Genomic DNA, 25,001 nt, shown 5'->3' on the forward strand with positions numbered 1-25,001 from the left:
TGTCATGACCGCCAGTCGAGCGGGACCTGCTTCTCCCGGTCCCAGGGGCGCTCCCATCCCGAGTAGTGCAGCAGACGGTCGATGATTCCGGCCGTGAAGCCCCAGACCAGGGCCGATTCGACCAGGAATGCCGGGCCTCGGTGGCCGCTGGGGTGGACGGTCGTGGCCCGGTTGTCGGGATGGGTGAGATCCGCCACGGGAACGGTGAAGACTCTCGCCGTCTCGTTCGGATCCACGACTCCGACCGGGGTCGGCTCGCGCCACCAGCCCAGCACCGAGGTCACGACGAAGCCGCTGACCGGGATGTAGAGCTTGGGCAGCACGCCGAAGAGCTGCACGCCCGCCGGGTCGAGCCCGGTCTCCTCCTCGGCCTCACGCAGGGCGGCTCTGAGCGGCCCGTCGCCCATCGGGTCGCCGTCCTCGGGGTCGAGGGCGCCGCCGGGGAAGGAGGGCTGCCCGGCATGGGACCGCAGCGAGCTGGCCCGCTCCATGAGCAGCAGCTCGGGTCCGCGCTCCCCCTCGCCGAACAGGATCAGTACGGCCGACTGCCGCCCCGCCCCGTCCGCCGGCGGCAGGAACCGGCTCAGCTGCACCGGCTCGACCGTCTCCACCGCGTGCACCAGCGGGTCCAGCCACTGCGGCAGACCCTCCTTGCTGAGCGCCACGCCCTGTGCATTGCTCGCGCGCGTCATCGCCACCCCCGTCCTTGCGAGTCCAACGCCCGGCCACCCCGAGATCGTTCCTGGAGCCGTGCCGGCCGGCCCGTGCCCCTGGTGGCGCCCCTCATCCGGCCCCCAGCGGCGGCGCCGCCTTCCCGCCCGCGTCCAGGTAGGCCTGCGGAGGGTTGAGCCGCTGCCCGGGGAAGCCGCCCTTCTCGTACTTGAGGAGCTTCTTCGCCTTCTCCGGGTCCGTCTCGCCCTCGCCGAACGCCGGGCAGAGCGGGGCGATGGGGCAGGCGCCGCAGGCGGGCTTGCGGGCGTGGCAGATACGGCGGCCGTGCCAGATGACGTGGTGCGAGAGGTCCGTCCAGTCCTTCTTGGGGAACAGCGCGCCGATCGCGGCCTCGATCTTGTCGGGGTCGGTCTCGGCGGTCCACTGCCAGCGTCGCACCAGCCGCTGGAAGTGCGTGTCCACGGTGATGCCGGGCCGCCCGAAGGCGTTCCCGAGGACGACGAACGCCGTCTTGCGGCCTACGCCGGGCAGCTTGACGAGGTCCTCCATGCGGCCCGGGACCTCGCCGCCGAACTGCTCCACCAGCGCCTTGGACAGCCCTATGACCGACTTGGTCTTGGCCCGGAAGAAGCCGGTCGGACGGAGGATCTCCTCGACCTCCTCGGGGTTGGCGGCGGCCAGGTCCTCGGGGGTCGGGTACTTGGCGAAGAGCGCGGGGGTCGTCTGATTGACCCTCAGGTCGGTCGTCTGGGCGGACAGCACCGTGGCGACCACGAGTTGGAAGGGGTTCTCGAAGTCCAGCTCCGGGTGGGCGTACGGAAACACCTCGGCCAGTTCGCGGTTGATCCGGCGGGCCCGGCGCACCAGCGCGGCGGGCGACTCGGCCTTCGCCGGCTTGACGGCGACGGTCTTGGCCGGAGCCTTTCCCGCCACGGCCTTCTTCACGGGGACGTTCTTCTCGGCCGCCTGCTTCACCACCGCCGGAGCCCTCTTCACCGCAGCCTTCTTTGTCACTTTTGCCGTTTTCTTTCCGCCACCGGGGTCCTGTTCGCCCACAGCGGAATCTCGACGTACAGCCACCCGCCCAGCCCCCTTGGCCTGTGCTCTCACCGGCGTTTTGGACACCCGGCCAGCCTAGAGCCCGGCACCGACAATCGCCCCGGACCCCGGAGATCGGCCCCCGATTGGACCCCTGCCGCTTACCCCGGGACACCTGTGCGGCATCCTTGTGACAGATCACACTGTTTGGACCGTCCGGCAAAATGGGGAACACGGTCCCCTGGTACCAAGGGGGAGCAAGATCCCCTGAGCAGGTCGACAAGGAGAGAACTCGTGGACGACGTTCTGCGGCGCAACCCGCTCTTCGCGGCGCTCGATGACGAGCAGTCCGCGGAGCTCCGCGCCTCCATGAGTGAGGTGACCCTCGCGCGCGGCGACTCCCTGTTCCATGAGGGCGACCCGGGCGACCGGCTCTACGTCGTCACCGAGGGCAAGGTCAAACTCCACCGCACCTCCCCCGACGGCCGCGAGAACATGCTCGCCGTCGTCGGCCCCGGCGAGCTGATCGGCGAACTGTCGCTCTTCGACCCGGGCCCGCGCACGGCGACCGCCACCGCGCTGACCGAGGTCAAGCTGCTCGGCCTCGGCCACGGCGACCTCCAGCCCTGGCTGAACGTCCGCCCCGAGGTGGCCACCGCGCTGCTGCGCGCCGTCGCCCGCCGGCTGCGCAAGACCAACGACCAGATGTCCGACCTGGTCTTCTCGGACGTCCCCGGCCGCGTGGCCCGCGCACTCCTCGACCTCTCCCGCCGCTTCGGCGTGCAGTCCGAGGAGGGCATCCATGTCGTCCACGACCTCACGCAGGAAGAGCTGGCCCAGCTGGTCGGCGCCTCCCGCGAGACGGTCAACAAGGCCCTCGCCGACTTCGCCCAGCGCGGCTGGCTCCGCCTGGAGGCCCGCGCGGTGATCCTGCTGGACGTGGAGCGGCTCGCGAAGCGCTCTCGCTGACGCTCGGTCCTGGCCGTACGCCTTGTGGGGGCCCGTCTCATCATGAGGCGGGCCCGACTCATGCCGACGCTGTCCCGGGGGCTGCGCCCCCAGACCCCCCTTCGGCCTGAACGGCCTCGTCCTCAATCGCCGGACGGGCTGAGATTTCCCGGACCGGCGCAACAGAGACCGACGCCCGTTCGGCCGCGCCGTAAATCCGCCGCTCCCGCCCCCTTGTGGCGGCACAGTGAACCCATGGCCGAAACCGTTCTGCGCAAGGGTCTCGACGTCCAGGGCTACCTCGAGCGCGAAGGCTCCCTCGCGCGCGTGCCGCACGCCTTCCGGCCGGTCGTCGCCGTGGCGCGGGACCGGCTGCTGGGCCTGTTCGGGCCACGACTGCACAGCGCGTACCTCTACGGGTCGATCCCGCGCGGCACCGCGCGTGTGGGCCGCAGCGACCTCGACCTGCTCGTCGCCCTGCACGAGGAACCGACGGACGCGGACCGCGAGGCGGCCCGGGCGCTCGACACGGCGCTGGACAAGGAGTTCCCGGAGATCGACGGTGCCGGGACGCTGCTCCACAGCCGGGCGCGGCTGCTGAGCGAGGCGGAGACGTACGACCTGGGGTGGTTCGTGGCCTGTCTGTGCACCCCGCTGCTCGGCGACGACCTCGCCGAGTACCTGCCGCGCTACCGCCCGGACTCGCGGCTCGCCCGCGAGACCAACGGCGACCTCGCCCTGCTGCTGCCGCGCTGGCGTGAGCGGATCTCCCGCGCGGGCGACTCCGAGGAGGCGCTGCGCCCCCTCGTGCGCTTCATGTCCCGCCATCTCGTCCGCACCGGCTTCACCCTCGTGATGCCCCGCTGGAACGGCTGGACGAGCGATCTGACGGAGATGGCGGAGGCGTTCGGCGCGTACTACCCGCGGCGGGCCGCGCAGATGCGGGCGGCCGCGGTGCGTGGGTACGCGCCGCGCGGCGACCGGGACGCGCTCATGTCGTACGTCGACGATCTCGGGCCGTGGCTGGCGGAGGAGTACAGGCGCGTGCACGGGGTGAAGGCACCGCGTCCGGACTAGGCCCGCGCGCGCGTGACGCGGAGGCGTCCCGCCCCGCTAGTGCCGCGGCAGGCAACGTTTGCCCGTCAAGGAGCGGCGTCCGGTGCGTGCTCTCGGCGTGCCGGCCGGAAGCCCTCGTACTGGACGTACTTGGGCTTTCGGCCGGTGCGGCGAGAGTGCGTGCCGGGCGTCGCGACGGGGCAAACGTTGCCTGCCGCGGCACTAGATCAGCCCGTGCTCCTCCAGATAGTCCAGCTGCGCCCGCACCGACAGTTCCGCCGCCGGCCACAGGGACCGGTCCACGTCCGCGTACACGTGCGCGACGACCTGGCCCGGCGTCGTGTACCCGTCCTCCACGGCCGTCTCCACCTGGGCGAGCCGGTGGGCGCGGTGGGCGAGATAGAACTCCACCGCCCCCTGTGCGTCCTCCAGGACGGGCCCATGGCCCGGGAGGACGGTGTGGACGCCGTCGTCGACCGTGAGGGACCTCAGACGCCTCAGGGAGTCCAGATAGTCGCCCAGGCGGCCGTCAGGGTGCGCCACGAGCGTCGTACCGCGTCCCAGGATCGTGTCCCCCGTCAGAACCGCCTGATCGGCCGGGAGATGGAAGCACAGCGAGTCCGAGGTGTGCCCCGGCGTCGGTACGACCCTCAGCTCCAGGCCTCCGACCCCGACCACGTCCCCGGCGCCCAGCCCCTCGTCGCCCAGCCGGAGAGCCGGGTCCAGCGCCCGCACCTTCGTGCCCGTCAGCGCGGCGAACCGCACGGCGCCTTCGGCATGGTCCGGGTGACCGTGCGTCAGCAGGGTCAGCGCGATGCGCTTGCCGGCCTTCTCGGCGGTGTCCACGACGTTGCGCAAATGCCCCTCGTGCAGCGGCCCGGGGTCGACCACGACGGCCAGTTCGGAGTCGGGCTCGGCGAGGATCCAGGTGTTCGTGCCGTCCAGGGTCATCGCGGACGCGTTGGGCGCGAGGACATTGACGGCCCTCGGGGTGGCGGGGCCCGAAAGCACCCCGCCCCTCGGCTGACCGGGAAGGGCTGCGGCGTCCGTCATGCGGGGGCTCCACCGGTCGGGATGTGTTTGGTGAACTCGTCATGCCCCGGCCAGGACAGCACGATCTCGTCGCCGTCCAGACGGGCCCGGGCCAGGACGGGGGTCAGGTCGCGGGCGGGGGCGGCCTCGAGGGCCTCGCCGGCGGTGTCGTACGGCGTCAGCTGGCGCAGGGTCGCGATCGTGGGCGGCATCATCAGCAGTTCGCCCTTGTCGTACGACTCCGCCGCCTCGGCCGGTCCGATCCACACCGTGCGGTCCGCCTCCGTGGAGGCGTTGCGGGTGCGCTGGCCCTCGGGGAGGGCGGCGACGAAGAACCAGGTGTCGTAGCGGCGGGGTTCGAACTCCGGGGTGATCCAGCGGGTCCAGGCGCCCAGCAGGTCCGAGCGCAGCACCAGGCCGCGACGCTCCAGGAACTCGGCGAAACTCACGTCCCGCGCGACCAGGGCCCGGCGGTCCGCCTCCCAGTCCTCGCCCGTGGTGTCACCGACCACCGAGTCCGGGGCGGGTCCGGCGAGCAGGACGCCCGCCTCCTCGTACGTCTCGCGTACGGCCGCGCAGACGATCGCCTGGGCCTCCGCCTCGTCCACGCCGAGCCGCTCGGCCCACCACGCGCGCGTGGGGCCCGCCCAACGGATCTGGTGGTCGTCGTCGCGGGGGTCCACGCCGCCGCCCGGATACGCGTACGCGCCTCCGGCGAAGGCCATGGAGGCGCGTCTGCGCAGCATGTGCACGACGGGGCCCGCGGTGGTGTCCTTGAGGAGCATGACCGTGGCCGCGCGCTTGGGGACGACCGGGGTGAGCGTGCCGTCGGCGAGCGCACGGATCCGTTCCGGCCAGTCCTGCGGAAACCACTGCCCATTCGCCATGGGCGGAGGCTATCCCGTGGTGCGCGAATGTTCGAGAGGGGCCCGGAGGTGCGGCTATGCCTCGGTGAGCTCCACCTGGACCTCGACCTCCACCGGCGCGTCCAACGGCAGCACCGCCACCCCGACCGCACTGCGCGCGTGGACGCCCTTGTCGCCGAGGACCGCGCCCAGCAGCTCGCTCGCGCCGTTGATGACAGCCGGCTGGCCGGTGAAGTCCGACGCCGACGCCACGAACCCGACGACCTTCACCACGCGCTTGACGCGGTCAAGATCACCGGCGACCGACTTGACGGCCGCCAGGGCGTTCAGCGCGCACGTGCGGGCCAGGTCCTTGGCCTCCTCCGGGGTGACCTCCGCGCCCACCTTGCCGGTGACCGGGAGCTTGCCCTCGATCATCGGCAGCTGGCCCGAGGTGTACACGTACACGCCCGACTGCACGGCCGGCTGGTACGCGGCCAGCGGCGGGACCACTTCCGGCAGTGTCAGCCCGAGCTCGGCGAGCTTCGCCTCGACCGCGCTCACGCCTTCTCCCGCTTCAGGTAGGCCACCAGCTGCTCGGGGTTGTTCGGCCCGGGCACGACCTGGACGAGCTCCCAGCCGTCCTCGCCCCAGGTGTCCAGAATCTGCTTCGTGGCATGGACGAGCAGCGGCACGGTTGCGTATTCCCACTTGGTCATGTGGCCGACTTTAGCCGCTGACCACACACAGGCTCCGCTCCTGGGGGTCCGGGGGCCACCCCCCGGAAAAGCGCAGTATCCACAGCCTGCCGGTTGGTACCCGCATCGAATGGTTACGCTCGATGACGTGAGCAGGCTCCAGGTCGTCAGTGGCAAGGGCGGTACCGGTAAGACGACGGTGGCCGCTGCCCTCGCGCTGGCCCTGGCCACCGAGGGGAAGCGGACGCTTCTCGTCGAGGTCGAGGGCCGCCAGGGCATCGCACAGCTCTTCGAGACGGAGGCATTGCCCTACGAGGAGAGAAAAATCGCGGTCGCACCGGGCGGCGGGGAGGTGTACGCCCTCGCCATAGATCCCGAACTGGCCCTTCTGGACTACCTCCAGATGTTCTACAAGCTCGGTGGAGCCGGGCGCGCCCTGAAGAAGCTCGGCGCCATCGACTTCGCCACCACCGTCGCGCCCGGTCTCAGGGACGTCCTGCTGACCGGCAAGGCCTGCGAGGCGGTGCGGCGCAAGGAGAAGTCCGGGCGGTTCGCCTACGACCACGTCGTGATGGACGCACCCCCCACCGGACGCATCACCCGCTTCCTCAACGTCAACGACGAGGTGGCGGGACTCGCGAAGATAGGGCCGATACACAACCAGGCGCAGGCCGTGATGCGGGTGCTGAAGTCGTCGGAGACGGCCGTGCACCTGGTGACGCTGCTGGAGGAGATGCCCGTCCAGGAGACCGCGGACGGGATCGCCGAACTGCGGGCGGCGAAGCTGCCGGTGGGGCGGATCATCGTGAACATGGTGCGCCCGGAGGTGTTGGACGCGGACGAGTTGGAACTCGTCCGGGGCACCACTCGTTCCTCCTTCGCACAGTCGCTGTCCGCCGCCGGGCTCGGCGGGGCGCGGCGCGGCGGGCATGCCGAGCGGCTGGTGGACCCGCTCCTGGCCCAGGCCGAGGAGTACGCCGAGCGGTACGCGCTGGAGCACGAACAGCGCGCGGTGCTTGGCGAACTGGGCCTGCCGCTGCACGAACTGCCGCTGCTCGCCGAGGGCATGGACCTGGCGGGTCTGTACGAGCTGGCCACGGAACTGCGGAAGCAGGGGATGTCATGAGTCCGGACGTCGAGGGGCAGGCCCGGCACCACCGTCTCTCCCCCGCGCGCATGCTCGACCTGGACCCGCTGGTCGACGATCCGGCGACGCGCATCGTGGTGTGCTGCGGCTCGGGCGGCGTCGGCAAGACCACGACCGCGGCGGCGCTGGGTCTCAGGGCCGCCGAGCGCGGCCGGAAGGTCGTCGTCCTGACCATCGACCCGGCCCGCCGACTCGCCCAGTCCATGGGCATCGACTCCCTCGACAACACCCCACGCCGGGTGAAGGGCGTCGAGGGCGACGGCGAGCTGCACGCGATGATGCTCGACATGAAGCGCACCTTCGACGAGATCGTCGAGGCGCACGCGGACCCCGAGCGGGCTTCCGCGATTCTCGCCAACCCCTTCTACCAGTCGCTCTCGGCGGGCTTCGCGGGCACGCAGGAGTACATGGCGATGGAGAAGCTGGGCCAGCTGCGGGCCCGCGACGAGTGGGACCTCATCGTCGTGGACACCCCGCCGTCCCGGTCCGCGCTGGACTTCCTGGACGCGCCCAAGCGGCTGGGGTCCTTCCTCGACGGCAAGCTGATCCGCGTCCTGCTGGCGCCCGCGAAGGTCGGCGGCCGGGCGGGGATGAAGTTCCTGAACGTCGGGATGTCGATGATGACCGGCGTGCTGGGCAAGCTGCTCGGCGGCCAACTGCTCAAGGACGTCCAGACGTTCGTGTCCGCCATGGACTCGATGTTCGGCGGGTTCCGCACGCGCGCGGACGCGACGTACAAACTGCTCCAGGCGCCCGGCACGGCGTTCCTGGTCGTCGCGGCGCCGGAGCGGGACGCGCTGCGGGAGGCCGCGTACTTCGTGGAGCGGCTGGCCGCCGAGGACATGCCGCTCGCGGGGCTGGTGCTCAACCGGGTCCACGGCAGCAGCGCCGCCCGGCTGTCGGCCGAGCGGGCACTCGCCGCCGCGGAAAATCTTGAGGAGTCCCGCATTGTCGATCAGGAGGACGGGAAAGCTGGAGTTCGTAACTCTCCCGACACAGACGGCAGTTCAGAGTCCCCCGCATCCGATCCGGTGTCCGCCGAAGGCTCCCCTGCCGCGGACCGGACCGTCGAACAACTCACCGCAAGCCTGTTGAGGCTGCATGCCGAGCGTATGCGGCTGCTCTCCCGCGAGCAGCGCACGCGTGACCGCTTCACCGCGCGCCACCCCGAAGTGGCGGTGGCAGAGGTGGCCGCGCTGCCCGGCGACGTACACGACCTCGCGGGGCTGCGAGACATCGGAACACGGCTCGCGGCCGGTCGGCCGGAGCTGCCCGAGACCGCGGACGGCTGAGCCGGAGCGGAGGGACCCCCAGGGGTCTCGCCCTCAGCCCACCGCCGCGTAGTTCTCGTACACCTCATCGTCGTCGAGGGGCAGAATGCCGACCCCTCGCTCGTACTCCGTACGCGCGGTCTCCAAGAGCCGGCGCCAGGAGGTCACAGTGGGCCGCCTGCGCAGCAGCGCACGGCGTTCCCGCTCCGTCATGCCTCCCCACACGCCGAACTCGACGCGGTTGTCGAGCGCGTCGGCCAGGCACTCCGTGCGCACCGGACATCCGGTGCACACCGCCTTGGCCCTGTTCTGCGCTGCTCCTTGAACGAACAGCTCATCTGGATCGGTAGTGCGGCAGGCCGCCTGCGCACTCCAGTCGGTTACCCAGCCCATACCGGCGCCGTCCTCTCCCGAATCGAGGCTCCCCCACGGCGGCAGCGGCATATTCACCGCCGCCAGTTGAGGACGTTACGGAAGGTGGGCACAGCGCAACACCCCCTTCGGGCCCAATCTTGAATGGCCCGAACGGACTATGCGTAAGCGGCAGATCACCCGGGGGAGTGAGCTGGCGACATGCGTGATCATCCCGGCAAAGCGGGACAGTTCAGTTGAGCCACAACGGGCACCAGGTGACACACAAGGCGGATTCGGACACGTCCCCATCAAAAAGTTGGGAACCTCCGGAACGATTCGGGGTCGCCGGACGTATTGATACGTGACCGCACTGCTGTGACAGTTGAGAGCAGCTTAGGCCAAGGCCTGCGCGCATGTCCGGCGAATGAGAAGGTAGGCGCTCTCTTTGCCATGCGCGCGAAAAGCCTGCCGAACATCCCGAGGAGCAAGCGCTCCCTCCGAACGCTCATGAGTACGGATTAGGCTGCCCCCATGTCGAAGAAGCGCTCCGGTGGCGGCCTGTCCCCCGCCCAGCAGGCCGCCAAGTTCCTCGGTGTCAGCGTGCTCTCGGGTGCGGTGCTGGCGGGCATCGCGCTGCCCGCCTTCGGTGCACTGGGCCTCGCGGCCAAGGGGTCGGTCGACAGTTTCGACGAGCTCCCGGCCAATCTGAAGACGCCGCCGCTGAGCCAGCGGACCACGATCCTCGATGCCAAGGGCGGCCAGATCGCCACCGTGTACTCGCGCGACCGCACGGTCGTCGAGCTCAAGGACGTCTCGCCGTACATGCAGAAGGCGATCGTCGCGATCGAGGACTCGCGCTTCTACCAGCACGGCGCGGTGGACCTGAAGGGCGTGCTGCGCGCGCTCAACAAGAACGTGCAGAGCAGCGGGGTGGCCGAGGGCGCGTCCACGCTCACCCAGCAGTACGTGAAGAACGTCTTCGTGGAGGAGGCCGGCGATGACCCGACGAAGGTCGCCCAGGCCACCCAGCAGACCCTCGGCCGCAAGATCCGCGAACTGAAGTACGCGATCCAGGTCGAGGAGGAGCTGGGCAAGAAGAAGATCCTCGAGAACTACCTGAACATCACGTTCTTCGGCCAGCAGGCCTACGGCGTCGAGGCCGCCGCCCAGCGCTACTTCTCCAAGTCCGCCAAGGACCTCACCCTCGCCCAGTCGGCGCTGCTGGCGGGCATCGTCCAGTCGCCCAGCCGGTACGACCCGATCAACGACGAGGCCGAGGCCACCAAGCGGCGCAACATCGTGCTGCAGCGCATGGCCGAGGTCGGCGACATCTCCCGCGCGGAGGCCGCCAAGGCCCAGGAGGAGAAGCTCGGCCTCAAGGTCAGCCAGCCCAAGAACGGCTGCATCACCGCCGCGAAGGGCGCCAGCTTCTTCTGCAAGTACGTCGAGGCCGTCTTCAAGAACGACCCGGTCTTCGGCAAGACCAAGGAGGACCGCGCCAAGGTCTGGAACCAGGGCGGTCTGACGATCAAGACCACCCTCGACCCGCAGGCGCAGGACTCGGTCCAGGCCTCGCTCAAGGACCACGTCTACAAGTCGGACAAGGTCGCGGCCGCGGCCACCCTCGTCGAGCCCGGCACCGGCAAGATCGTCGGCATGGGCCAGTCGAAGCCGTACGGCTACGGCAAGAACGAGACCGAGATCAACTACTCGGTCGGCTACGGCATGGGCGGCTCCAACTACGGCTTCCCGACCGGTTCGACGTTCAAGCCGTTCGTCGCGGCGGCCGCGCTGGAGGAGGGCCGGCCGGCCAACCAGGAGTACTCGTCGCCGTACCAGATGGAGTACCCGAGCCCCGTCCAGACCTGTGACAGCAAGCCATGGGTCAATCTGAAGGGCGAGAAGCTGGAGAACGAGTCGGAGTCGGAGAAGGGCCCCTACCGCCTGCGCAAGGCGATGGAGCTCTCGGTCAACACCTACTTCGTGCAGATGATCTCCGACATCGGTCTGTGCCCCGTGGTCAGCATGACCAACAAGCTCCAGGTCGTGCAGGGCAACGGCGACAAACTGCCCGAGGTGCCCGCGATCGCGCTGGGCTCCAAGGGCATCTCCCCGCTGACGATGGCAACCGCGTACGCCGCCTTCGCCTCCCGCGGCATGTACTGCACGCCGGTCGCCATCGAGTCGATCACCCAGCGCGTCGCCCAGCAGCAGAAGTCGCTCGAGGTGCCCAAGTCGACCTGCTCGCGGGCCATGTCCGAGACGACCGCGGACACCGTCAACCAGCTCCTCAAGGGCGTGGTCGACTCCGGTACCGGCCAGACGGCGGGCCTGTCCGACCGTGACAACGCCGGTAAGACGGGTACGACGGACTCCCGCAAGAACGCCTGGTTCGTCGGCTACACGCCGAACCTGTCGGGCGCGGTCTGGGTCGGCAGCGCCTCCCAGAAGGTCGAGATGAAGAACATCACGATCGGCGGCGAGTACAACGACCTCGTCTACGGCGGCAAGGTCCCGGGCCCGATCTGGAAGGACGCCATGACCGGCGCCCTCGCGGGCAAGGACGCCCCGCAGTTCAACTACATTCAGCTCCCCCCCGACAACCCGGACCGCGGCAACGGGGACGGCGACGGAAACGGGAACGGCAACGGAAACGGCGACGGGGACAACGGAGACGACGACGGCGGCCAGAACAACGGCGGCACGGACGGCGGGGCCTTCCCGGACCCGACCTTCTCGATCCCGGAGGACCTGTTCCAGGGCAACAACGGCAACGGCGGCCGCAACGGCTAGCCGCTAGACGAAACGGCCCCTTCACCGTCGTAGAGAGATCTCTGTACGACGGTGAAGGGGCCGTTCGCCGTTCGGCGCGGTCGGTCAGCCGGCCAGCAGCTTCTTCACGGTGGCGGCTACTCGGCCGCCCTCCGCCAGGCCCGCGACCTTCGGGTTCACGATCTTCATGACGGCGCCCATGGCCCGCGGCCCCTCTGCACCCGCCGCCTTCGCCTCCTGGACGGCCTGGGCGACGATGTCGGTCAGCTCCTCGTCGGACAGCTGCTTGGGCAGGTACGTGGCGAGGACCTCGCCCTCCGCCTTCTCCCGCTCGGCCGACTCGGCACGACCACCCTCGGCGAACGCGTCCGCCGCCTCGCGGCGCTTCTTCGCCTCCTTGGTGATCACCTTGAGGACCTCGTCGTCGGAGAGTTCGCGCTTCTCCTTGCCCGCGACCTCCTCCTTGGTGATCGCGGCGAGCGTCATGCGCAGCGTCGAGGAGCGGAGCTCGTCGCGCTCCTTGATCGCCGCGGTGAGGTCTTCCTGCAGCTTCGACTTGAGCTTGGTGGTCATGTGACTGATTCTCGCAGGTGCGCGAGGCCGGACGCCCATCGATTTAAGGGGGCCGCCCGGGGGCCGGCTTCAAACGACGGCGGACGACAGGGTACTTGCCGGGTCTGACACGATGGGGCCATGCGCGCGCGATACGGAGTACCTCTGTCGATCGCGGCGGCTGGCGCCGCCGGTCTGGTGTACGCGGCGGGCTTCGAAGCCCGCTCCTTCCGCCTCCGACGGGTGACGGTCCCCGTTCTCCCTGCCGGCATGCGTCCCCTGCGCATGCTCCAGGTCTCCGACATCCACATGGTCGGCGGTCAGCGCAAGAAGCAGCGCTGGCTGCGCTCACTGGCGGGCCTGCGCCCCGACTTCGTGATCAACACGGGCGACAACCTCTCGGACCCCGAGGGCGTCCCGGAGGTCCTGGACGCGCTGGGTCCGCTGATGGAGTTCCCGGGGGCGTACGTCTTCGGCTCCAACGACTACTACGGCCCCAAGCCCCGCAACCCCGCCCGCTATCTCCTGGAGAAGACGAGCGGCCGCCACGGTCTGAACGGCAACCCGCCCGCCGTGGGCGTGGTCCACAACCCGTGGGAGGAACTGCGGGACGGTTTCGACGCCGCGGGCTGGCTCGACCTGACCAACACCCGCGGCACCCTGAAGGTCGAGGGCATGTCGATCGAGCTGACCGGCCTGGACGACCCGCACATCAAGCGCGACCGGTACGCGGAGGTGGCCGGCGGCCCGTCGTCCAACGTGGACTTCTCGATGGGCGTGGTCCACGCGCCGTATCTGCGCGTCCTGGACGCGTACGCCGCCGACGACTACCCGCTGATCCTCGCCGGCCACACGCACGGCGGGCAGCTGTGCATCCCCTTCTACGGGGCGCTGGTCACCAACTGCGACCTGGACACGGAACGGGTGAAGGGTCTGTCGACGCACACGGCCGAGGGCAGGACGTCGTATCTGCACGTGTCGGCGGGGTGCGGAACGAACCGCTACACGCCGGTACGGTTCGCGTGCCCGCCGGAGGCGACGCTGCTGACGCTGGTGGCGCGGGGGTAGCTTCCGCAGGGGTGCACGGGTAGGGGTGCCGGGCGCGGGTGCTGCTCGGGCATGAGTGCTCGGGCGCGGGTGCCGGGCGCGGGTGCTCGGGCCGTGGGTGCTCGGGCCGTGGGGTAACCCGCACGGCCCGCCCGTATCGCCCCTTTTGTCCGGGGTGCTTAGCGTGACGGCATGACCACCCCGATACCCAGGGACATCCCGGACCTTCCCGCGATCCCCGGCATGCCCGCGCTGCTGCCCTCCCGCGTCCCCGCCACGGCGGTGGTGGCCCCCGTACGCCGCCCCCTGGCCGCCGTGTACCGCCTGCTGGTCGCTCTCGCGGCCGCGGCGGCCGTCACGATCGACCTGCTCCTCGGGAGCCCGGCCCGTGTGCTGAGCTACTTCTCGATCCAGAGCGCGATCCTGCTGGCGCTGGTGTCCGTGCTGTCGGCGAAGCGCGCGTGGAGCGCCCGCCGCCCGCTGCCGGCCGCCCTGACGGGCGCGACACTCCTGTACGTCCTGCTCGCGGGCTCGGTGTACCACCTGCTCCTGGCCGACGCGACGACCCCGTTCTCGATGACGGGCGAAGCGGCTCCCCCGACCGGCTGGCAGTCCCTTGCGAACCACGCCCTCCACACGGGGCTGCCGATCGCGGCGGTCGTGGACTGGCTGTTCCTCACCGCACCCGGCGGCTTCCGCCTCCGCCGGGCGGCGAACTGGCTCCTCTACCCCCTGGCCTATCTGGCCTTCTCCTTCACCCGGGGTGAACTGCTCCTCCCCGGCACCCCGGCCCGCTACCTCTACGCCTTCCTCGACGTCGACCTCCACGGCTACAAGAGCGTCCTCGCCAACGCCCTCCTCCTCGGCCTCTCCTTCTACGCCCTCGCCATCCTCCTCGTAGCCCTCGACCACGCCCGCCCGAACCCCCTCCGCCATCGCGCCCACCACCGCGCGAAAACCGGATTTCGTCTCCAGCCACCAGTGGGCTAAAGTAAACGTCGTCGCCGCGACAAGCAGGACAAGCAGCGACATCGGGGTGTAGCGCAGCTTGGCAGCGCGCTTCGTTCGGGACGAAGAGGTCGTGGGTTCAAATCCCGCCACCCCGACAGCCAAAACAGCAGGTGAGGCACCTACCACTTCGGTAGATGCCTCACCTGTTTTTGCATGTGTGTCTATCTGCGTGACTATCGCTTCGAGTCCCGCTTGAAGATGCCGTCCATGACCACAGCGCCGGTCTGAATCACAGGCCGAATCTGCTTCCGGTAGACCTCCTCGGTGACCGCCGTCCCGGAGTGTCCGACGAGCCGGGAGATCTCCTCCAACGGGACGCCCCGGTCGGAGAGCAACGACACGAAGCTGTGGCGGAGCTCCCGTGGTGTCCACTCGGCGGCGTCGACCCCATCGACGTCTTTGAGCGCCTGACGGAAGGCGCGGCGGACGTTGGCAGCGTCGAGCGGCTTGCCGACGGTCGAGGAGAAGACGAGGCCGTGTTCCTCCCAAGCGTCATCGGCGGCGAGCCGATCCCAGCCCTGGTCTTCGAACTGCTGCCAGAGAGCTGCGACGCAGCGCGCCGGCAGGGCGAGGGTGCGCCGAGATTTGCGGGTCTTGGTGTCACCGCTCCGCCTGACAGACCGCCACACGGCGATGTGCGGAGGCTGGGGCGGGTCGAACTCGGGACGGCCTTTCAAGAACACGTGATCCCAGGTGAGGGCGCGCAGTTCTTCGGTACGGGCCCCGGTCAGCAGCGCGACGACGATGTACGAGTACATCGAGGTCCCTTCGGCCCCTTTGAGGACGGCCTCCGCCTGGGCGAAGGTGAGCGCCTTGGACGGGCGCCCCGCCTGCCCCTGGGGTACCGAGCACAGCTCGACGACGTTGCGCTTCACCTTGTCCCGCGCCATGGCCCGCTTGACCGAGCGGTTCAGGCAGGAGTGGAGGCCCTGAAGTGTGCGCGTGCTCAACGTCTTTGCCTTGGTAGCCAGCCAGCGGTCTACGTCCTCAGCGCTGAGGTCACGGAGCTTGCGAGCGCCGAGCGACGGGATGACGTGCTTCTGACTCAGGAGGGTTGTGGTCTCGATGGTGCTGGGGTCGAGGCCGGCCAGGCCGTAGGTGAGCCAGTCCGTCACCGCGTCTTTGACCGTGTAGTTGGTAGGTGCGATGGCGAGGCCGTCTTCGTGGTCCCGCAACACCTCCTTGAGCTTGTTCTTCGCTTCCGTCTTGGTCTTGCCACTCCCCCGCTTGACGATCCGCTTGCCGCTCGGGTCGAAGCCGAGGTTCGCCGTGGCGATCCAACGCTGTCTCTTCTCATCCCAGTGCAGGCCGCCGTCACCACGGCTACGACGCTTCGTCATCAGGCGGCTTCTCCCATCTGGCCCCGGATGAAGGCGCGTACGGCTGTGTCGGGGATGCGGCGGCAGCCGTCGACCTTGATGGAGACCAGGCGCCGGGTACGGATCAGGTCGTAGACCTTGGTGCGGCCGAGCTTGAGCCGGGCCATGACCTCAGGAACGGTGAGCAGTTCGGGCGCGGCCGTGGTCACGCAACGGTTCCTTCCTGGTCGGGGCGGTTGGAGTGGGGCTCTGAAGGAGCCGCGTCAGCGTGGAGGCTCGCGGCGAGCCAGGCTTCGGTGGCAGAGAGACCTGTGCCGGCGAAGACCCAGTGGGCGAGGACGTATGTCGTGTCAGTGCTGGGCTTGTTGGCTGTTGCCTGTGCGCGGCGCCATTCGGCGCGAGCCTCGCGGAGGGCGCCGAGGGTGGTGGAGTAGCGGCGGGACTTGGTGGAGAAATGGCCGCGGAAGCCGAGCATGTGGGCCCATGCACGCAGGCGGAGGTGTTCCAGATCCTTGCGGGCGCCGAGGGTCCAGGCAGTTCGGACCAGGCGGCGGGCGTGGTCGCTGATGTCGAGCTGGGCCAGCTCGGCGGCGAACTTGAGCGGGCGGTCGAGAGCTCCCGTAGCTGTCTCGGCTCCCTTGGTCGCGTACTTGGCGATGTACGCGGCTACGGCTCGCTCGGTCAGCTCCTGGCCGTCGTTGAAGTCGGCGGATCGGATGGTGCGGACGTCGAGTTGGCGGCCGAAGGTGAAGGTGTGGGCGCGGCCGTCGATGACCGGGCCGTCAACGCGGACCTTGGTCGCGGCAGCGCCGATGGCGTCGGTGAGCAGCTCGGCGGTGGCCCAGGTCGGGGGCGGGGTGTCACCGCCTCCCGGGCCGTCGAGACGTATGACGGCGTGGAAGTGGACGGCACCGCGCTTCTGGTACTCGGCGACCTTGGCGAAGGACACGCGCGCGTGGTCGCGGAACCTGCGCTGGGAGAGGCCCGCGCGCTTGGCGACCTCCCGGCGCAGGTACGTCGAGAAGCGCCGCCAGAGCTGACCGGCGTGCGCGTTCCAGAGGACGGCGGCTTCGTAGTCGTAGGTGTCCGGGTTGAGCGGGGTGCCGAGGTTCTCGTCGTCCTGGTCGTGGTGGACGCCGCAGCGGCAGGGGCGGCCGTCGGTGCGGCGGTTGTGGACGGGGCCGAAGCCGGGGGCGGTGAAGGTGGTGAACACGCGGGGGTGGGCGCCGACTTGTTCCGGGGTGCCCTTGCCGCCACGCAGTCCGGAGGTGATCAGGTGGAAGGTGTCGCGACGGTAGACCTCCGCGCAGGCCGGGCAGCGGGTCGTACGGCGGTTGTTGCAGCGGACGAGGAGTTGGCCGGCCGGGAGGCTGGTCGAGTCGAGGTGGTGGAGGGCGGCGCCGATCTCGCCGGTCGTGGTGTCGACGTCGTACTCGGTGCGGTGACCGTCGAGGCGGATGGGGTGGGTGCAGCCGCCGAGGGTGGAGAGCTGGCGGAGGATACCCGGGAGCGTGCCTTGCGAGGCCAGGTTCGCGAGTTCCGGGAGGGGGGCCCGGGTGGTGCGGGTGAAGATGGCGTTTCTCCTTCTGGCTGGCTAGGTCGGGAGGAACAGGCCCCGGGGCGGCGTGATGCTTAGTCGAGCGACGCCGCCCCGGAGGTCTGGCGGGGGTTCAGCGCCGATGCTGCTCGCCGAGCAGGGAGCGCAGGACCACGGCGGCCACGGCTACGGAGATGGCTGTGACGGCGACGGCCGCCAGGAGCGCGGTGAGGACGACTCCGCCGACGACCAGGGCGACGACGGTCTTCTGATCGATGGAGACCGACGGGAGCGAGCGCCGTACGGGCATCGGGTCGGTCGGGGCGTGGGTGTGCGCGGGCGGCGGGGTCGGGTTGTCGGGGTACTCGGGCAGGAACACGGCGGAACTCTCCTCATCTACTCGTCTAGGCATGCGAGCCGTTTATGACGTCCACGCCGGTACGCGTGCCGGACTCGATGGCGGGGGCGAAGAAGGTCTGCGAGAGCCAGAAGCCGAAGAGGGCGATCAGTACGACGACCCAGGTGCGGACGCCGAGGAACTTGACCGCTCCCCAGGCGAAGAAGCCGAGGACGACGACGAGCGGCAGGCTGACGGTCACGGTGTGCAGGTCCTTTCAGCGGACGGGGCAGCGGTGGGTGTTGGCGGCCAGTTCGGCGGCGGCGCGGCTGTCGTAGTCGGTGGAGAAGCCGCAACGGGGGGCGGTGCAGGCGGCGGTGTGTTTCTCACGGCCGCGTTGGTCGTACGAGGTGGCGACCTGGACCGGGCCGATGCGGGTGACGTTGCGGAAGCGGCGGTTGGCGGGCATGTGGCCTCTCCTTTCAGAGCTGGGCTGCGATGGCTTCGGCCATGGGCTCGGGGACGCCGAGGCGGGCGCGGAGGGTTGGGGTGTCGATCGGGGCGCCGGTGCGGGTGTGGTGTTCGGCGGCGACCTTGCGGGCGTGGTCGACCAGGGCGGTCGGGACGGGTACGGCGGGGTGCTCGGGCCGAGCTTCGATGGCTGGTTGGGCGGGTGACTCGGGGGCGGGTTCGGGCGCGTCCTCCTGGTCCTCGATGGCCTCGGTGTCGTTGGTCGGCTTCGTCCTCGGGGCGGAGTGGGCGAGGAGCGTTCCGCCGAGGAAGGCGACCGCGGGCCAGCCCGCGACGAGGATGCGCAGCCAGGCCGGCACGTGGTCCAGGTCGAGGAGTCCGGCGGTGGCGACGTTCGCGCCGAGGGATGCGGCGAGTGCGATGAGGAACCAGCACCACCCGGACGCTTTCGCCTCACCAGACCGGAGTCGACGCCAGGCGGCGACGAGCAGCAGGTCGACCGAGACGGGATAGGCCCACGCTTTCCATCCGTCCTGTCCGGCCGCCGAGGCGATGTCGTGGATGTGGGCGAATGACAGCGCGGCGGCGATCAGCGCCTGGACGAGCACCGCGTCGACGCGGGCTAGTTGGGCGCGCATGAGCGGCTCCTTCCGGGTTCAGGCATGGGAGGGGTAGGGACGTGGCGTGAGGCGGTCACGCCGACCGGTTGGGGAGGGGGGAAGGTCAGTCGGTGATCGGGCGCGGCTGGACCTGCGGTACCGGGGCTTCGATCGGTCGTACGGGCACGCGGGGCCGGAAGGGCTTGAGTGCGGGCAGGTCGGGGAGCAGGTGCGCGAAGTCGCGGCAGATCTCGGCGGCATCGCCGAGGGAGAGATACGGCGTGCGGATGCGGGACCAGCCGCCGGAGGTGTCACCGGCGACTGCCAGGCCGGGGCGTTCGGGCGCGATGGCACAGGCGGCCATGACCGCCTCGGGGGCGATGTCGCCGAGGGCCATCTTGGCGGAGGCTTCGTCGTTGACGCGGTGGCAGACGCGGCCGGTCAGCTGGGCGCGGAGCATGGTCGCGCCCTTGCCGAGTTCGGCGCCGAAGCGCTGCCCGCAGACCTCCAGGTAGATGCCGGCGGCGCGGCCGAGTTGGGCGAGGCGGATGAGTTGGGTGACCATCTCGTCGCGCCGGTCCTCGTCCTTGCGGGTGGCGATGAGGAAGAGTTCGGCGACCTCGTCGACGAACAGCACGATGGGGGTGGGGCGTTCGTGCTCGGGCAGGCCCCAGACGTCGGAGGTGATCTCCTCGTCGGGGATGTCCGGGGCGATGCCCTGCCGGGCCTTGATCAGGTCGTAGCGGTCCTCCATTTCCTTGACGAGCACAGGAAGCAGCTCGGCAGCCTGCTCCGGATCGGTGGCGAGGGCCGAGAGCCGGGACGCGAAGGGCGCCAGCTCCACGCCCCGCTTGCAGTCGATGCCGACCAGGGCGACCGGTTGCGGGGCGAGTCCGGTGATCAGGTGGCGCAGGTACATGGACTTGCCGGACAGGGTGGCGCCGAGGGTGAGTTGGTGCGGCATGGTGCGGTAGTCGCGTACGAAGGCGGTGGCATCCTCGCGCAGGGCGACCGGGATACGCAGGTACCCCGAGTCGACCTTGCGCGGCATCCGAACCTGCCGCAGGACGTCGAAGCCGACGAGCCGCAGTTCGACGACACCGGGCTTGACGGTAGTGACGTAGACGGCGTGAACGCCCCAGGCGTGGCGCAGTCGCTCGGCGGAGGCTGCGACGTCGGCGGGCTCCTGCCCCGGGGCGAGCCGAAGCCGCAACCGGAGCCCGGTCGACGTAGGACGGATGATGCCGCGACGCGGCGGTACGGGCCGTATCTCGCGCCGGGTGGTCGCCTTGACCGCCAGCACACGCAGTCGGGACGGTGCGACGGTCAGGCCGCACGCTTCCATGACCGAGCTGTACGAGCTGAGCAGCCGTGCCGTGGATATCGGCAGGCCGACGGTCGACCAGTAGACCCCGGGGTGCTTGGCCCGGGCGTAGGCGGCCCCACCGCCGAGTGCGGCGACAGGACCACCCACCTCCAGGAGTGTCGTCAGGTCGGACATCAGGCAGCGGCCCCGGTAGCAGCAGCCGGGAACGCGGCCGGGGTGACGGCGGCGGCGCGGAAGGCGATGCCGTGGCGCTGCTGCCCGTTGAACACGCTCTCCCAGGGCCGGGCGATCAGCCCCGGCAGCGAGACCGGCGCCCCGAGCGCCAGCCCCTCCGAGATACCGCCCTCAGGAACGGTGACCTTGATCAGCGACGACTCGCCCTCCTCGATGTAGACGACGCCGATCGTCATCAGCGGCTCACCACTGACGGTGTCCATGGCCCGCTCGCCGGTCTGACGGTCGCGAACCTTCGGCTCCGGAGCCTCGGTCAGCAGGATCGTCGCGGCGGAGGCCTCAACACGGATGGTGCGCAAGGGAGTTCCCCTATCTACTCGTCTATACATGATGCGTCCTGCGAACCCGATCTTCGGGATCACGCGGACTACTCTGCCACTCAACTTGCCCACTCGTCTATACGAGTATGCCTGTTGAGGTGTACGAGTCCGAGAACCGTCCCCGCGCACCACCACAAACCATGACGATCAGGTCGCCGGAAGCTGGTACGACAGCACGTATGCGTCAGCCGCCATGACGGTGTCGCAGACCTCGACGGCTCGCCCCTCGGTGTCGAAGGCGGTCCGGATGAGGTGGATTACGGGTACACCGGAGGCCAGTCGGAGGGTCTTCACCTCGGCGGGCGAGGGCATCCGGGCACGGATCTCCTCTTCGAAGTGGTCGAGGCGGTGGCCGAGTTCTTCGAGGCGGGCGTAGATGCCGCCAGGCCCGGGATTGGGTTCGGCGATCTGAGTGCCGCGGGCGATGTCGAGGGGCAGGTAGGAGGTGGCGAACTCGACCGGTCGCCCGTCGAGGAGATACCGGCGCCGCCGGGCGAGTACGCGTCGTACGGACCCGAGCCGGGTGGAGATGTCCTGACTGGCCTTCTCTTCCTTGACCTCCAGGCTGTCGACCTGCGGGTGACTGCCGGCGGCGTCGGCCTCGACGATGAAGGCGGACTTGCCCTGTTCCCGGTGCCGCCGTGCGAACCGGTCGGAGGCGAGACGCCGTACGGGCGGTCGGGGCCGGACGAAGACGCCCTTGCCGTGCTCGGCATGCACGAGCCCTTCCCCCTGGAGGATGGAGAAGGAGTTTCGGACCGTCATACGGGATACCCCGTAGTGATCGACGAGGTCGGCCTCCGAGGGCAGCTTGTCGCCCTCGCGGAATCGCCCACGGTCGATTGCCTCACGCAGCTGGTCGGCGATCTGCCGGAAGACCGCACGATCGCTCGTGGGGTCGAGATCGCCGAGAAGGCCGGAAGAAAGAGGGCTCACGCGTACTCCTTTAGGTATCTAGACGAGTGGGCGAGTCTTGTTGCTACGGTGGAGAGCCTAGCCAGCCGAGAGGGCCGAGGAACGTGAGCACTGACCGACCGCACTCCGTGAGCGTTGCCGGAGTGGTCGTCGACGCCCAGGGCCGGGCCCTCCTCATCCAGCGCCGCGACAACGGCAAGTGGGAACCCCCAGGCGGCGTCCTCGAACGCGAGGAGACCATCCCCGAGGCCCTTCAACGCGAAGTCCTCGAAGAAACCGGCATCAAGATCGCACTTCCCGCGACCCTGACCGGCGTCTACAAGAACATGACGGGCCTGATCGTCTCGCTGGTCTTCCGCTGCGAAGCCGCCGACGGCACGCCCACCATTGGCGACGAAACCCGCGCCCTGCGCTGGGCCACCCGCGAAGAAGTCTCCGAACTCTCCGACGAGGCGTACGCCATCCGCGTCCTGGACGCACTCGACGCAACGTCCCCGCCGGCCATCCGCGCCCACGACGGCGTGCAACTCGTCTAGCCCGAACCCGCTGCACATGGCGGCCTACCAGCACGAAGGAACTTGTATGCACGAGTATACGAGTGCAGCCCGGGTTTGGGGGCTCACTTGCCCAGGTTTCCCAGAAGAGGTGAGCCGGGCCCGCCGTTGGACCCGCGACATCCTGCGCGGATCGCCGATGGCGGAGGACGCCGAGCTGATCGTGAGCGAGCTGAGCGCGAACGCGATCCTGCACACGGCCAGCGGCCGGGACTCCGGCAGCTTCCACCTGGCCTTGGCGGTGTCGGCGCAGGTGATCGCCCTGTCGGTCACAGACGGCGGAGGGGCCGGCGCGGTCCCGAAGGTCGAGCACCAGGACCAGGAGGCCGAGCACGGCCGGGGCCTCGGCATGGTCACCGCGATCGCCCACCGGGTTGTGGTCCACGACAGCGACGGCGGCCACACGGTCACCGCGGAGCTCTTCACCGACGTACGTACGGGAGGCCACCCGTGCTGACGAACGAACCCCGCCACGGCTACTGGTGCGAGTGCTGGACTCAGGAGCTCACCGAGGAGGATCGGCCGACGCTCCGAGCGTCTCTAGACGCTTACTCGGCTTCTCAGGCAGACAGATGGGTTGCGGTGACGCTCCGCACGATCTCTCCGGCTCTGGACTCCGACGCTTCCGACGTGGCGTGGGCTTGGCTCTCCCAGGGACGCATCGCAACCCGGCAAGCCCTCTTACGTTCCGAGCCCTGCACAGTCACGATCACCCATGCTCAGACCCGCATCACATGGACGATCCGACCTGCGATCTTCCTACCGCTCGCCCATCGCCAAGGCGGAGCACTGCCAGCCTGCGCCTACGACTTCAAGCTTCCCGAGTCATGCGGCCCTACTAAGTGATCACACGTCCACAGGTTTAGGTCACGGATTCCAGCGTTTGTCGTGATTCTGCAGCCCGAACGCGATGTGATGAACCATGCGAAAAAATCGGGGATTTCGGTACGTGCGCCTTCTCCTCATGAGCATTGTGCTCACGGCCTTGCTCGCTGGAGCATTGCTACTGCTCTGGCGAGGCCCTTGGCTGGTGGACGGGGAGTACTTGAGCCGAAAGGATCTTCAATCCGGTTCCGCTGCTCTCGTTACTGGCTTCCGCACGGCCGTAGTGCAATTTCTGGCCGTGCTCGGAGCAAGCGTTGCCCTGATCTACACAGCGTTCACCTATCGACTCACACGCCGTGGCCAGGTCACAGACCGATTCACTAAAGCGCTTGAACGTCTGGGGTCAGACGAACCGTACGTGCGAATCGGCGGAGTACTCGCCTTGGAGCAGATCATCCATGACTCACCCACTCAGGCCAACCACGCAGCCCAAGTGTTGGCATCCTTTCTACGCAAACATGCCCCACACCGAATAGATGCGGCCCGTCCTATATCCGACTCACGCTGGGCACCTCACCTAAGAAAAGCGTCCCCCTCGGTGCCTGACAGCGACAGAGGAGGGAGGCTACGCGATAGCAGAAGTGAACGGATCATTGCGGCACGCAAAGCAGCACGGAGAGGTGATACCGCCCCCGGTGTTACACCGAAACTTCTTCCCGACTATCCTGCCGACGATGTGCAGCAGGCCCTGACAGGACTGACCGATGCTGTTTGCCGGCACCACACTGACCCTTCCGTACAGGTCAACCTATCGCGGCTTCATCTTGCAGGAGTCGACCTCGGCCAAGCAGACCTAACTGGCCTACACCTCTGGGGAACTAACCTGACGGGTGCTTACATGGAACGCGCGAAGTGCCTGGAGACCCGAATGGGGGCGGCAGACTTGATGAATGCCAACCTCAGACATGCAGATCTGCGCAAGGCAATCCTCAGGAGTGCTGACCTCAGCAACGCTGACCTAAGGTACGTAAAAGCTGAAAAGAGCGACTTCTTCAATGCTGTCCTACAAGGTGCCAGGCTCTGTCACGCTCAACTCAAAAACACCAAACTAGGAGCTGACCTTTCAGGTGCTGACCTGACGGGCGCAGACCTAACGAGTGCTCATCTAGACCTCGCGGACCTCACCGATACAAACCTAATTAGCGTAACGTTCAGCGAAGCTGATCTTGAAGGTGCAATTCTGACTGGCGCGTATCTGAACGAAGCCAATCTCGCAACTGCGCGCGTAAACGCGACCCAAATCGTGTCAGCTCGCCCTACTCGATCCACAAAACTTCCTCCAGCCATCGCATCGGATCCCACGGTAATCGCGCGGATCACGGAAATCGAAGACGAGATGGAGCGTATCTTCGGGACCAAGGACGTGGCTAAATCGTCAAGGCTAACTTCTCTATTTTATGAAGCCCGCCGCGTCATATAGCGCAAACCTAAATTGGTGGACGCGTCCAAGGCTGGCACCCCGTGGCCGCGTGATAGCAATGCTCAACCACGCTCAGCTCCACCAGCACGGCCCCGGCCCTCCCCGCGCACGCCAATCAGGACGCGCACAGCCAAGCCGAGGCAAGCGGTGTCAAGCATCAAGTGAAGCCACTGCGTCAAGCATCAACCGAGACAAGACAAGACCTAAGCGCACGACTGAGTTACAACTTTCTCTACTGGTTCAAGGGCTCGCTTCGCTCGCCGTCGCTCCCGGCCTCCTGAACTGCAAGCAGTCCGATCGAAGATCGGAGATGCCGCGCACAGCGCGGCGGCGCCGGCTGGTCGCCGCCGCGCCGCCCCTCCTTGCCTTCGTCACCGGGGCCGCGCGCCGTCGCCCACCCGCGCCCACAAGAGGGCGAAGACCAGGCCGGGGCTGAACTGAGATAGCACAGCCAAGGTCAGAACAATGCCTCCGGCGGGGGATCGGCCGGCACCGGGATGGAGGGAGCGCCGCCGCCGACCGCGGGCACGTATTGGCGTGCGTGGGGGGATCCTATCCCGTCCACCGTCGACCCAGGCAGAGCCGAGCAGACGCGGCCCCTGGCGTCCAGGTCGTTCGTACAGTGGCGCGCTCCACCTGG

General features: G+C 68.8%; 29 protein-coding genes, 1 tRNA gene and 1 pseudogene. 13 read left to right on the top strand and 18 right to left on the bottom strand.

Annotated features, from left to right (window positions below):
* Window positions 1-2: 2 nt before the first annotated feature.
* Together QF037_RS22070 and nth are read right to left on the bottom strand one after the other, a co-directional pair.
* On the bottom strand, window positions 3-692 hold the full coding sequence (locus QF037_RS22070; RefSeq protein ID WP_307027845.1) for an NUDIX hydrolase: 690 nt from the start codon (window positions 690-692) through the stop codon (window positions 3-5).
* Window positions 693-783: 91 nt separating this feature from the next.
* Window positions 784-1,752: an endonuclease III gene (gene nth / locus QF037_RS22075; RefSeq protein WP_444972117.1), complete on the bottom strand. Its 969-nt coding sequence runs from the start codon at window positions 1,750-1,752 to the stop codon at window positions 784-786.
* 252 nt (window positions 1,753-2,004) lie between these two features.
* Between nth and QF037_RS22080 the strand changes: the two genes are divergently transcribed.
* Complete coding sequence (locus QF037_RS22080; RefSeq protein ID WP_266824125.1) at window positions 2,005-2,679, top strand: Crp/Fnr family transcriptional regulator; 675 nt, start codon at window positions 2,005-2,007, stop codon at window positions 2,677-2,679.
* Window positions 2,680-2,913: 234 nt separating this feature from the next.
* Window positions 2,914-3,735, top strand: a complete 822-nt coding sequence (locus QF037_RS22085) for a nucleotidyltransferase domain-containing protein (protein ID WP_307027848.1) — start codon at window positions 2,914-2,916, stop codon at window positions 3,733-3,735.
* A 201-nt stretch (window positions 3,736-3,936) separates the two neighbouring features.
* Here QF037_RS22085 and QF037_RS22090 read toward each other — a convergent pair whose 3' ends face one another.
* The 4 genes from QF037_RS22090 to QF037_RS22105 are packed head-to-tail and all read right to left on the bottom strand — an operon-like array spanning window position 3,937 to window position 6,310.
* Complete coding sequence (locus QF037_RS22090) at window positions 3,937-4,767, bottom strand: MBL fold metallo-hydrolase (RefSeq protein ID WP_307027850.1); 831 nt, start codon at window positions 4,765-4,767, stop codon at window positions 3,937-3,939.
* Window positions 4,764-5,633 carry an NUDIX hydrolase gene (locus QF037_RS22095; RefSeq protein WP_307027852.1) on the bottom strand — a complete coding sequence of 290 codons (870 nt, stop codon included), beginning with the start codon at window positions 5,631-5,633 and terminating at the stop codon, window positions 4,764-4,766. Before QF037_RS22095 ends, QF037_RS22090 begins: the two co-directional genes overlap by 4 nt.
* Window positions 5,634-5,687: 54 nt before the next feature.
* On the bottom strand, window positions 5,688-6,155 hold the full coding sequence (locus QF037_RS22100) for a RidA family protein (RefSeq protein ID WP_266889391.1): 468 nt from the start codon (window positions 6,153-6,155) through the stop codon (window positions 5,688-5,690).
* The gene (locus tag QF037_RS22105; protein WP_003967454.1) at window positions 6,152-6,310 is read right to left on the bottom strand and encodes a DUF4177 domain-containing protein; all 159 of its coding nucleotides are present in this window, start codon (window positions 6,308-6,310) and stop codon (window positions 6,152-6,154) included. Before QF037_RS22105 ends, QF037_RS22100 begins: the two co-directional genes overlap by 4 nt.
* A gap of 127 nt (window positions 6,311-6,437) precedes the next feature.
* Here QF037_RS22105 and QF037_RS22110 point away from each other — a divergent pair, with 127 nt between their 5' ends.
* Both QF037_RS22110 and QF037_RS22115 read left to right on the top strand, forming a co-directional pair.
* On the top strand, window positions 6,438-7,415 hold the full coding sequence (locus QF037_RS22110; RefSeq protein ID WP_307027856.1) for an ArsA family ATPase: 978 nt from the start codon (window positions 6,438-6,440) through the stop codon (window positions 7,413-7,415).
* A complete protein-coding gene (locus QF037_RS22115) occupies window positions 7,412-8,728 on the top strand; it encodes an ArsA family ATPase (RefSeq protein WP_307027858.1) in 1,317 nt (438 codons plus the stop codon). Before QF037_RS22110 ends, QF037_RS22115 begins: the two co-directional genes overlap by 4 nt.
* 33 nt (window positions 8,729-8,761) lie before the next feature.
* Here QF037_RS22115 and wblA read toward each other — a convergent pair whose 3' ends face one another.
* Window positions 8,762-9,100 (bottom strand): transcriptional regulator WblA, encoded by a 339-nt coding sequence (gene wblA / locus QF037_RS22120; protein WP_063757766.1) that lies wholly within the window; start codon window positions 9,098-9,100, stop codon window positions 8,762-8,764.
* Between the two features lie 492 nt (window positions 9,101-9,592).
* On the opposite strand from wblA, the gene QF037_RS22125 reads away from it, so the two are divergent.
* Window positions 9,593-11,854, top strand: a complete 2,262-nt coding sequence (locus QF037_RS22125; RefSeq protein WP_307027867.1) for a transglycosylase domain-containing protein — start codon at window positions 9,593-9,595, stop codon at window positions 11,852-11,854.
* 84 nt (window positions 11,855-11,938) lie between these two features.
* On the opposite strand, the gene QF037_RS22130 is transcribed toward QF037_RS22125, so the two are convergent.
* Window positions 11,939-12,406 carry a GatB/YqeY domain-containing protein gene (locus QF037_RS22130; RefSeq protein ID WP_307027869.1) on the bottom strand — a complete coding sequence of 156 codons (468 nt, stop codon included), beginning with the start codon at window positions 12,404-12,406 and terminating at the stop codon, window positions 11,939-11,941.
* Window positions 12,407-12,526: 120 nt separating this feature from the next.
* Between QF037_RS22130 and QF037_RS22135 the strand changes: the two genes are divergently transcribed.
* From QF037_RS22135 to QF037_RS22145, 3 genes are all read left to right on the top strand, one after another.
* On the top strand, window positions 12,527-13,453 hold the full coding sequence (locus tag QF037_RS22135; RefSeq protein ID WP_307027871.1) for a metallophosphoesterase: 927 nt from the start codon (window positions 12,527-12,529) through the stop codon (window positions 13,451-13,453).
* Between the two features lie 171 nt (window positions 13,454-13,624).
* The gene (locus QF037_RS22140; RefSeq protein WP_307027873.1) at window positions 13,625-14,422 is read left to right on the top strand and encodes a Pr6Pr family membrane protein; all 798 of its coding nucleotides are present in this window, start codon (window positions 13,625-13,627) and stop codon (window positions 14,420-14,422) included.
* A 42-nt stretch (window positions 14,423-14,464) separates the two neighbouring features.
* A tRNA-Pro gene (locus tag QF037_RS22145) sits at window positions 14,465-14,538 on the top strand.
* A 78-nt stretch (window positions 14,539-14,616) separates the two neighbouring features.
* Here QF037_RS22145 and QF037_RS22150 read toward each other — a convergent pair.
* The 10 genes from QF037_RS22150 to QF037_RS22195 all read right to left on the bottom strand — a co-directional run bounded on the left by QF037_RS22150 (window position 14,617) and on the right by QF037_RS22195 (window position 21,523).
* Window positions 14,617-15,783, bottom strand: coding sequence for a site-specific integrase (locus QF037_RS22150; protein ID WP_307027875.1), 1,167 nt, complete (start codon window positions 15,781-15,783; stop codon window positions 14,617-14,619).
* Window positions 15,783-15,971: a helix-turn-helix domain-containing protein gene (locus QF037_RS22155; RefSeq protein WP_307027877.1), complete on the bottom strand. Its 189-nt coding sequence runs from the start codon at window positions 15,969-15,971 to the stop codon at window positions 15,783-15,785. The genes QF037_RS22150 and QF037_RS22155 overlap by 1 nt, the downstream gene beginning before the upstream one ends.
* Window positions 15,968-17,290, bottom strand: coding sequence for a replication initiator (locus QF037_RS22160; protein WP_307037308.1), 1,323 nt, complete (start codon window positions 17,288-17,290; stop codon window positions 15,968-15,970). The genes QF037_RS22155 and QF037_RS22160 overlap by 4 nt, the downstream gene beginning before the upstream one ends.
* Window positions 17,291-17,432: 142 nt before the next feature.
* The gene (locus QF037_RS22165) at window positions 17,433-17,678 is read right to left on the bottom strand and encodes a SpdD protein (RefSeq protein ID WP_307037309.1); all 246 of its coding nucleotides are present in this window, start codon (window positions 17,676-17,678) and stop codon (window positions 17,433-17,435) included.
* A 25-nt stretch (window positions 17,679-17,703) separates the two neighbouring features.
* The gene (locus tag QF037_RS22170) at window positions 17,704-17,898 is read right to left on the bottom strand and encodes a hypothetical protein (RefSeq protein WP_055523542.1); all 195 of its coding nucleotides are present in this window, start codon (window positions 17,896-17,898) and stop codon (window positions 17,704-17,706) included.
* A 15-nt stretch (window positions 17,899-17,913) separates the two neighbouring features.
* On the bottom strand, window positions 17,914-18,105 hold the full coding sequence (locus QF037_RS22175; RefSeq protein WP_046260711.1) for a mobile element transfer protein: 192 nt from the start codon (window positions 18,103-18,105) through the stop codon (window positions 17,914-17,916).
* Window positions 18,106-18,118: 13 nt separating this feature from the next.
* Window positions 18,119-18,745: a DUF2637 domain-containing protein gene (locus tag QF037_RS22180; protein ID WP_307027881.1), complete on the bottom strand. Its 627-nt coding sequence runs from the start codon at window positions 18,743-18,745 to the stop codon at window positions 18,119-18,121.
* An 85-nt stretch (window positions 18,746-18,830) separates the two neighbouring features.
* Window positions 18,831-20,207, bottom strand: a complete 1,377-nt coding sequence (locus QF037_RS22185; protein WP_307027883.1) for an FtsK/SpoIIIE domain-containing protein — start codon at window positions 20,205-20,207, stop codon at window positions 18,831-18,833.
* Window positions 20,207-20,566, bottom strand: coding sequence for an SCO3933 family regulatory protein (locus QF037_RS22190; RefSeq protein WP_046260708.1), 360 nt, complete (start codon window positions 20,564-20,566; stop codon window positions 20,207-20,209). Before QF037_RS22190 ends, QF037_RS22185 begins: the two co-directional genes overlap by 1 nt.
* Before the next feature lie 168 nt (window positions 20,567-20,734).
* On the bottom strand, window positions 20,735-21,523 hold the full coding sequence (locus QF037_RS22195; protein WP_046260707.1) for a GntR family transcriptional regulator: 789 nt from the start codon (window positions 21,521-21,523) through the stop codon (window positions 20,735-20,737).
* A 107-nt stretch (window positions 21,524-21,630) separates the two neighbouring features.
* Here QF037_RS22195 and QF037_RS22200 point away from each other — a divergent pair, with 107 nt between their 5' ends.
* The 5 genes and pseudogenes from QF037_RS22200 to QF037_RS22215 all read left to right on the top strand — a co-directional run bounded on the left by QF037_RS22200 (window position 21,631) and on the right by QF037_RS22215 (window position 24,361).
* Entirely contained in the window at window positions 21,631-22,038 is a 408-nt protein-coding gene (locus tag QF037_RS22200) for an NUDIX hydrolase (protein WP_307037312.1), read from the top strand.
* Window positions 22,039-22,084: 46 nt separating this feature from the next.
* Window positions 22,085-22,513 (top strand): ATP-binding protein, encoded by a 429-nt coding sequence (locus QF037_RS22205; RefSeq protein ID WP_307027885.1) that lies wholly within the window; start codon window positions 22,085-22,087, stop codon window positions 22,511-22,513.
* Window positions 22,507-22,902 (top strand): hypothetical protein, encoded by a 396-nt coding sequence (locus QF037_RS22210; protein WP_307027886.1) that lies wholly within the window; start codon window positions 22,507-22,509, stop codon window positions 22,900-22,902. Before QF037_RS22205 ends, QF037_RS22210 begins: the two co-directional genes overlap by 7 nt.
* A 118-nt stretch (window positions 22,903-23,020) precedes the next feature.
* Window positions 23,021-23,773: pseudogene (locus QF037_RS51030) on the top strand (pentapeptide repeat-containing protein); the annotation flags it as partial.
* A gap of 6 nt (window positions 23,774-23,779) precedes the next feature.
* Window positions 23,780-24,361, top strand: coding sequence for a pentapeptide repeat-containing protein (locus tag QF037_RS22215; RefSeq protein ID WP_307027888.1), 582 nt, complete (start codon window positions 23,780-23,782; stop codon window positions 24,359-24,361).
* Window positions 24,362-25,001 lie beyond the last annotated feature (640 nt).

The sequence above is a fragment of the Streptomyces canus genome (assembly GCF_030815415.1).
In the GTDB taxonomy this organism is placed as follows: Bacteria; Actinomycetota; Actinomycetes; order Streptomycetales; family Streptomycetaceae; genus Streptomyces; species Streptomyces canus_F.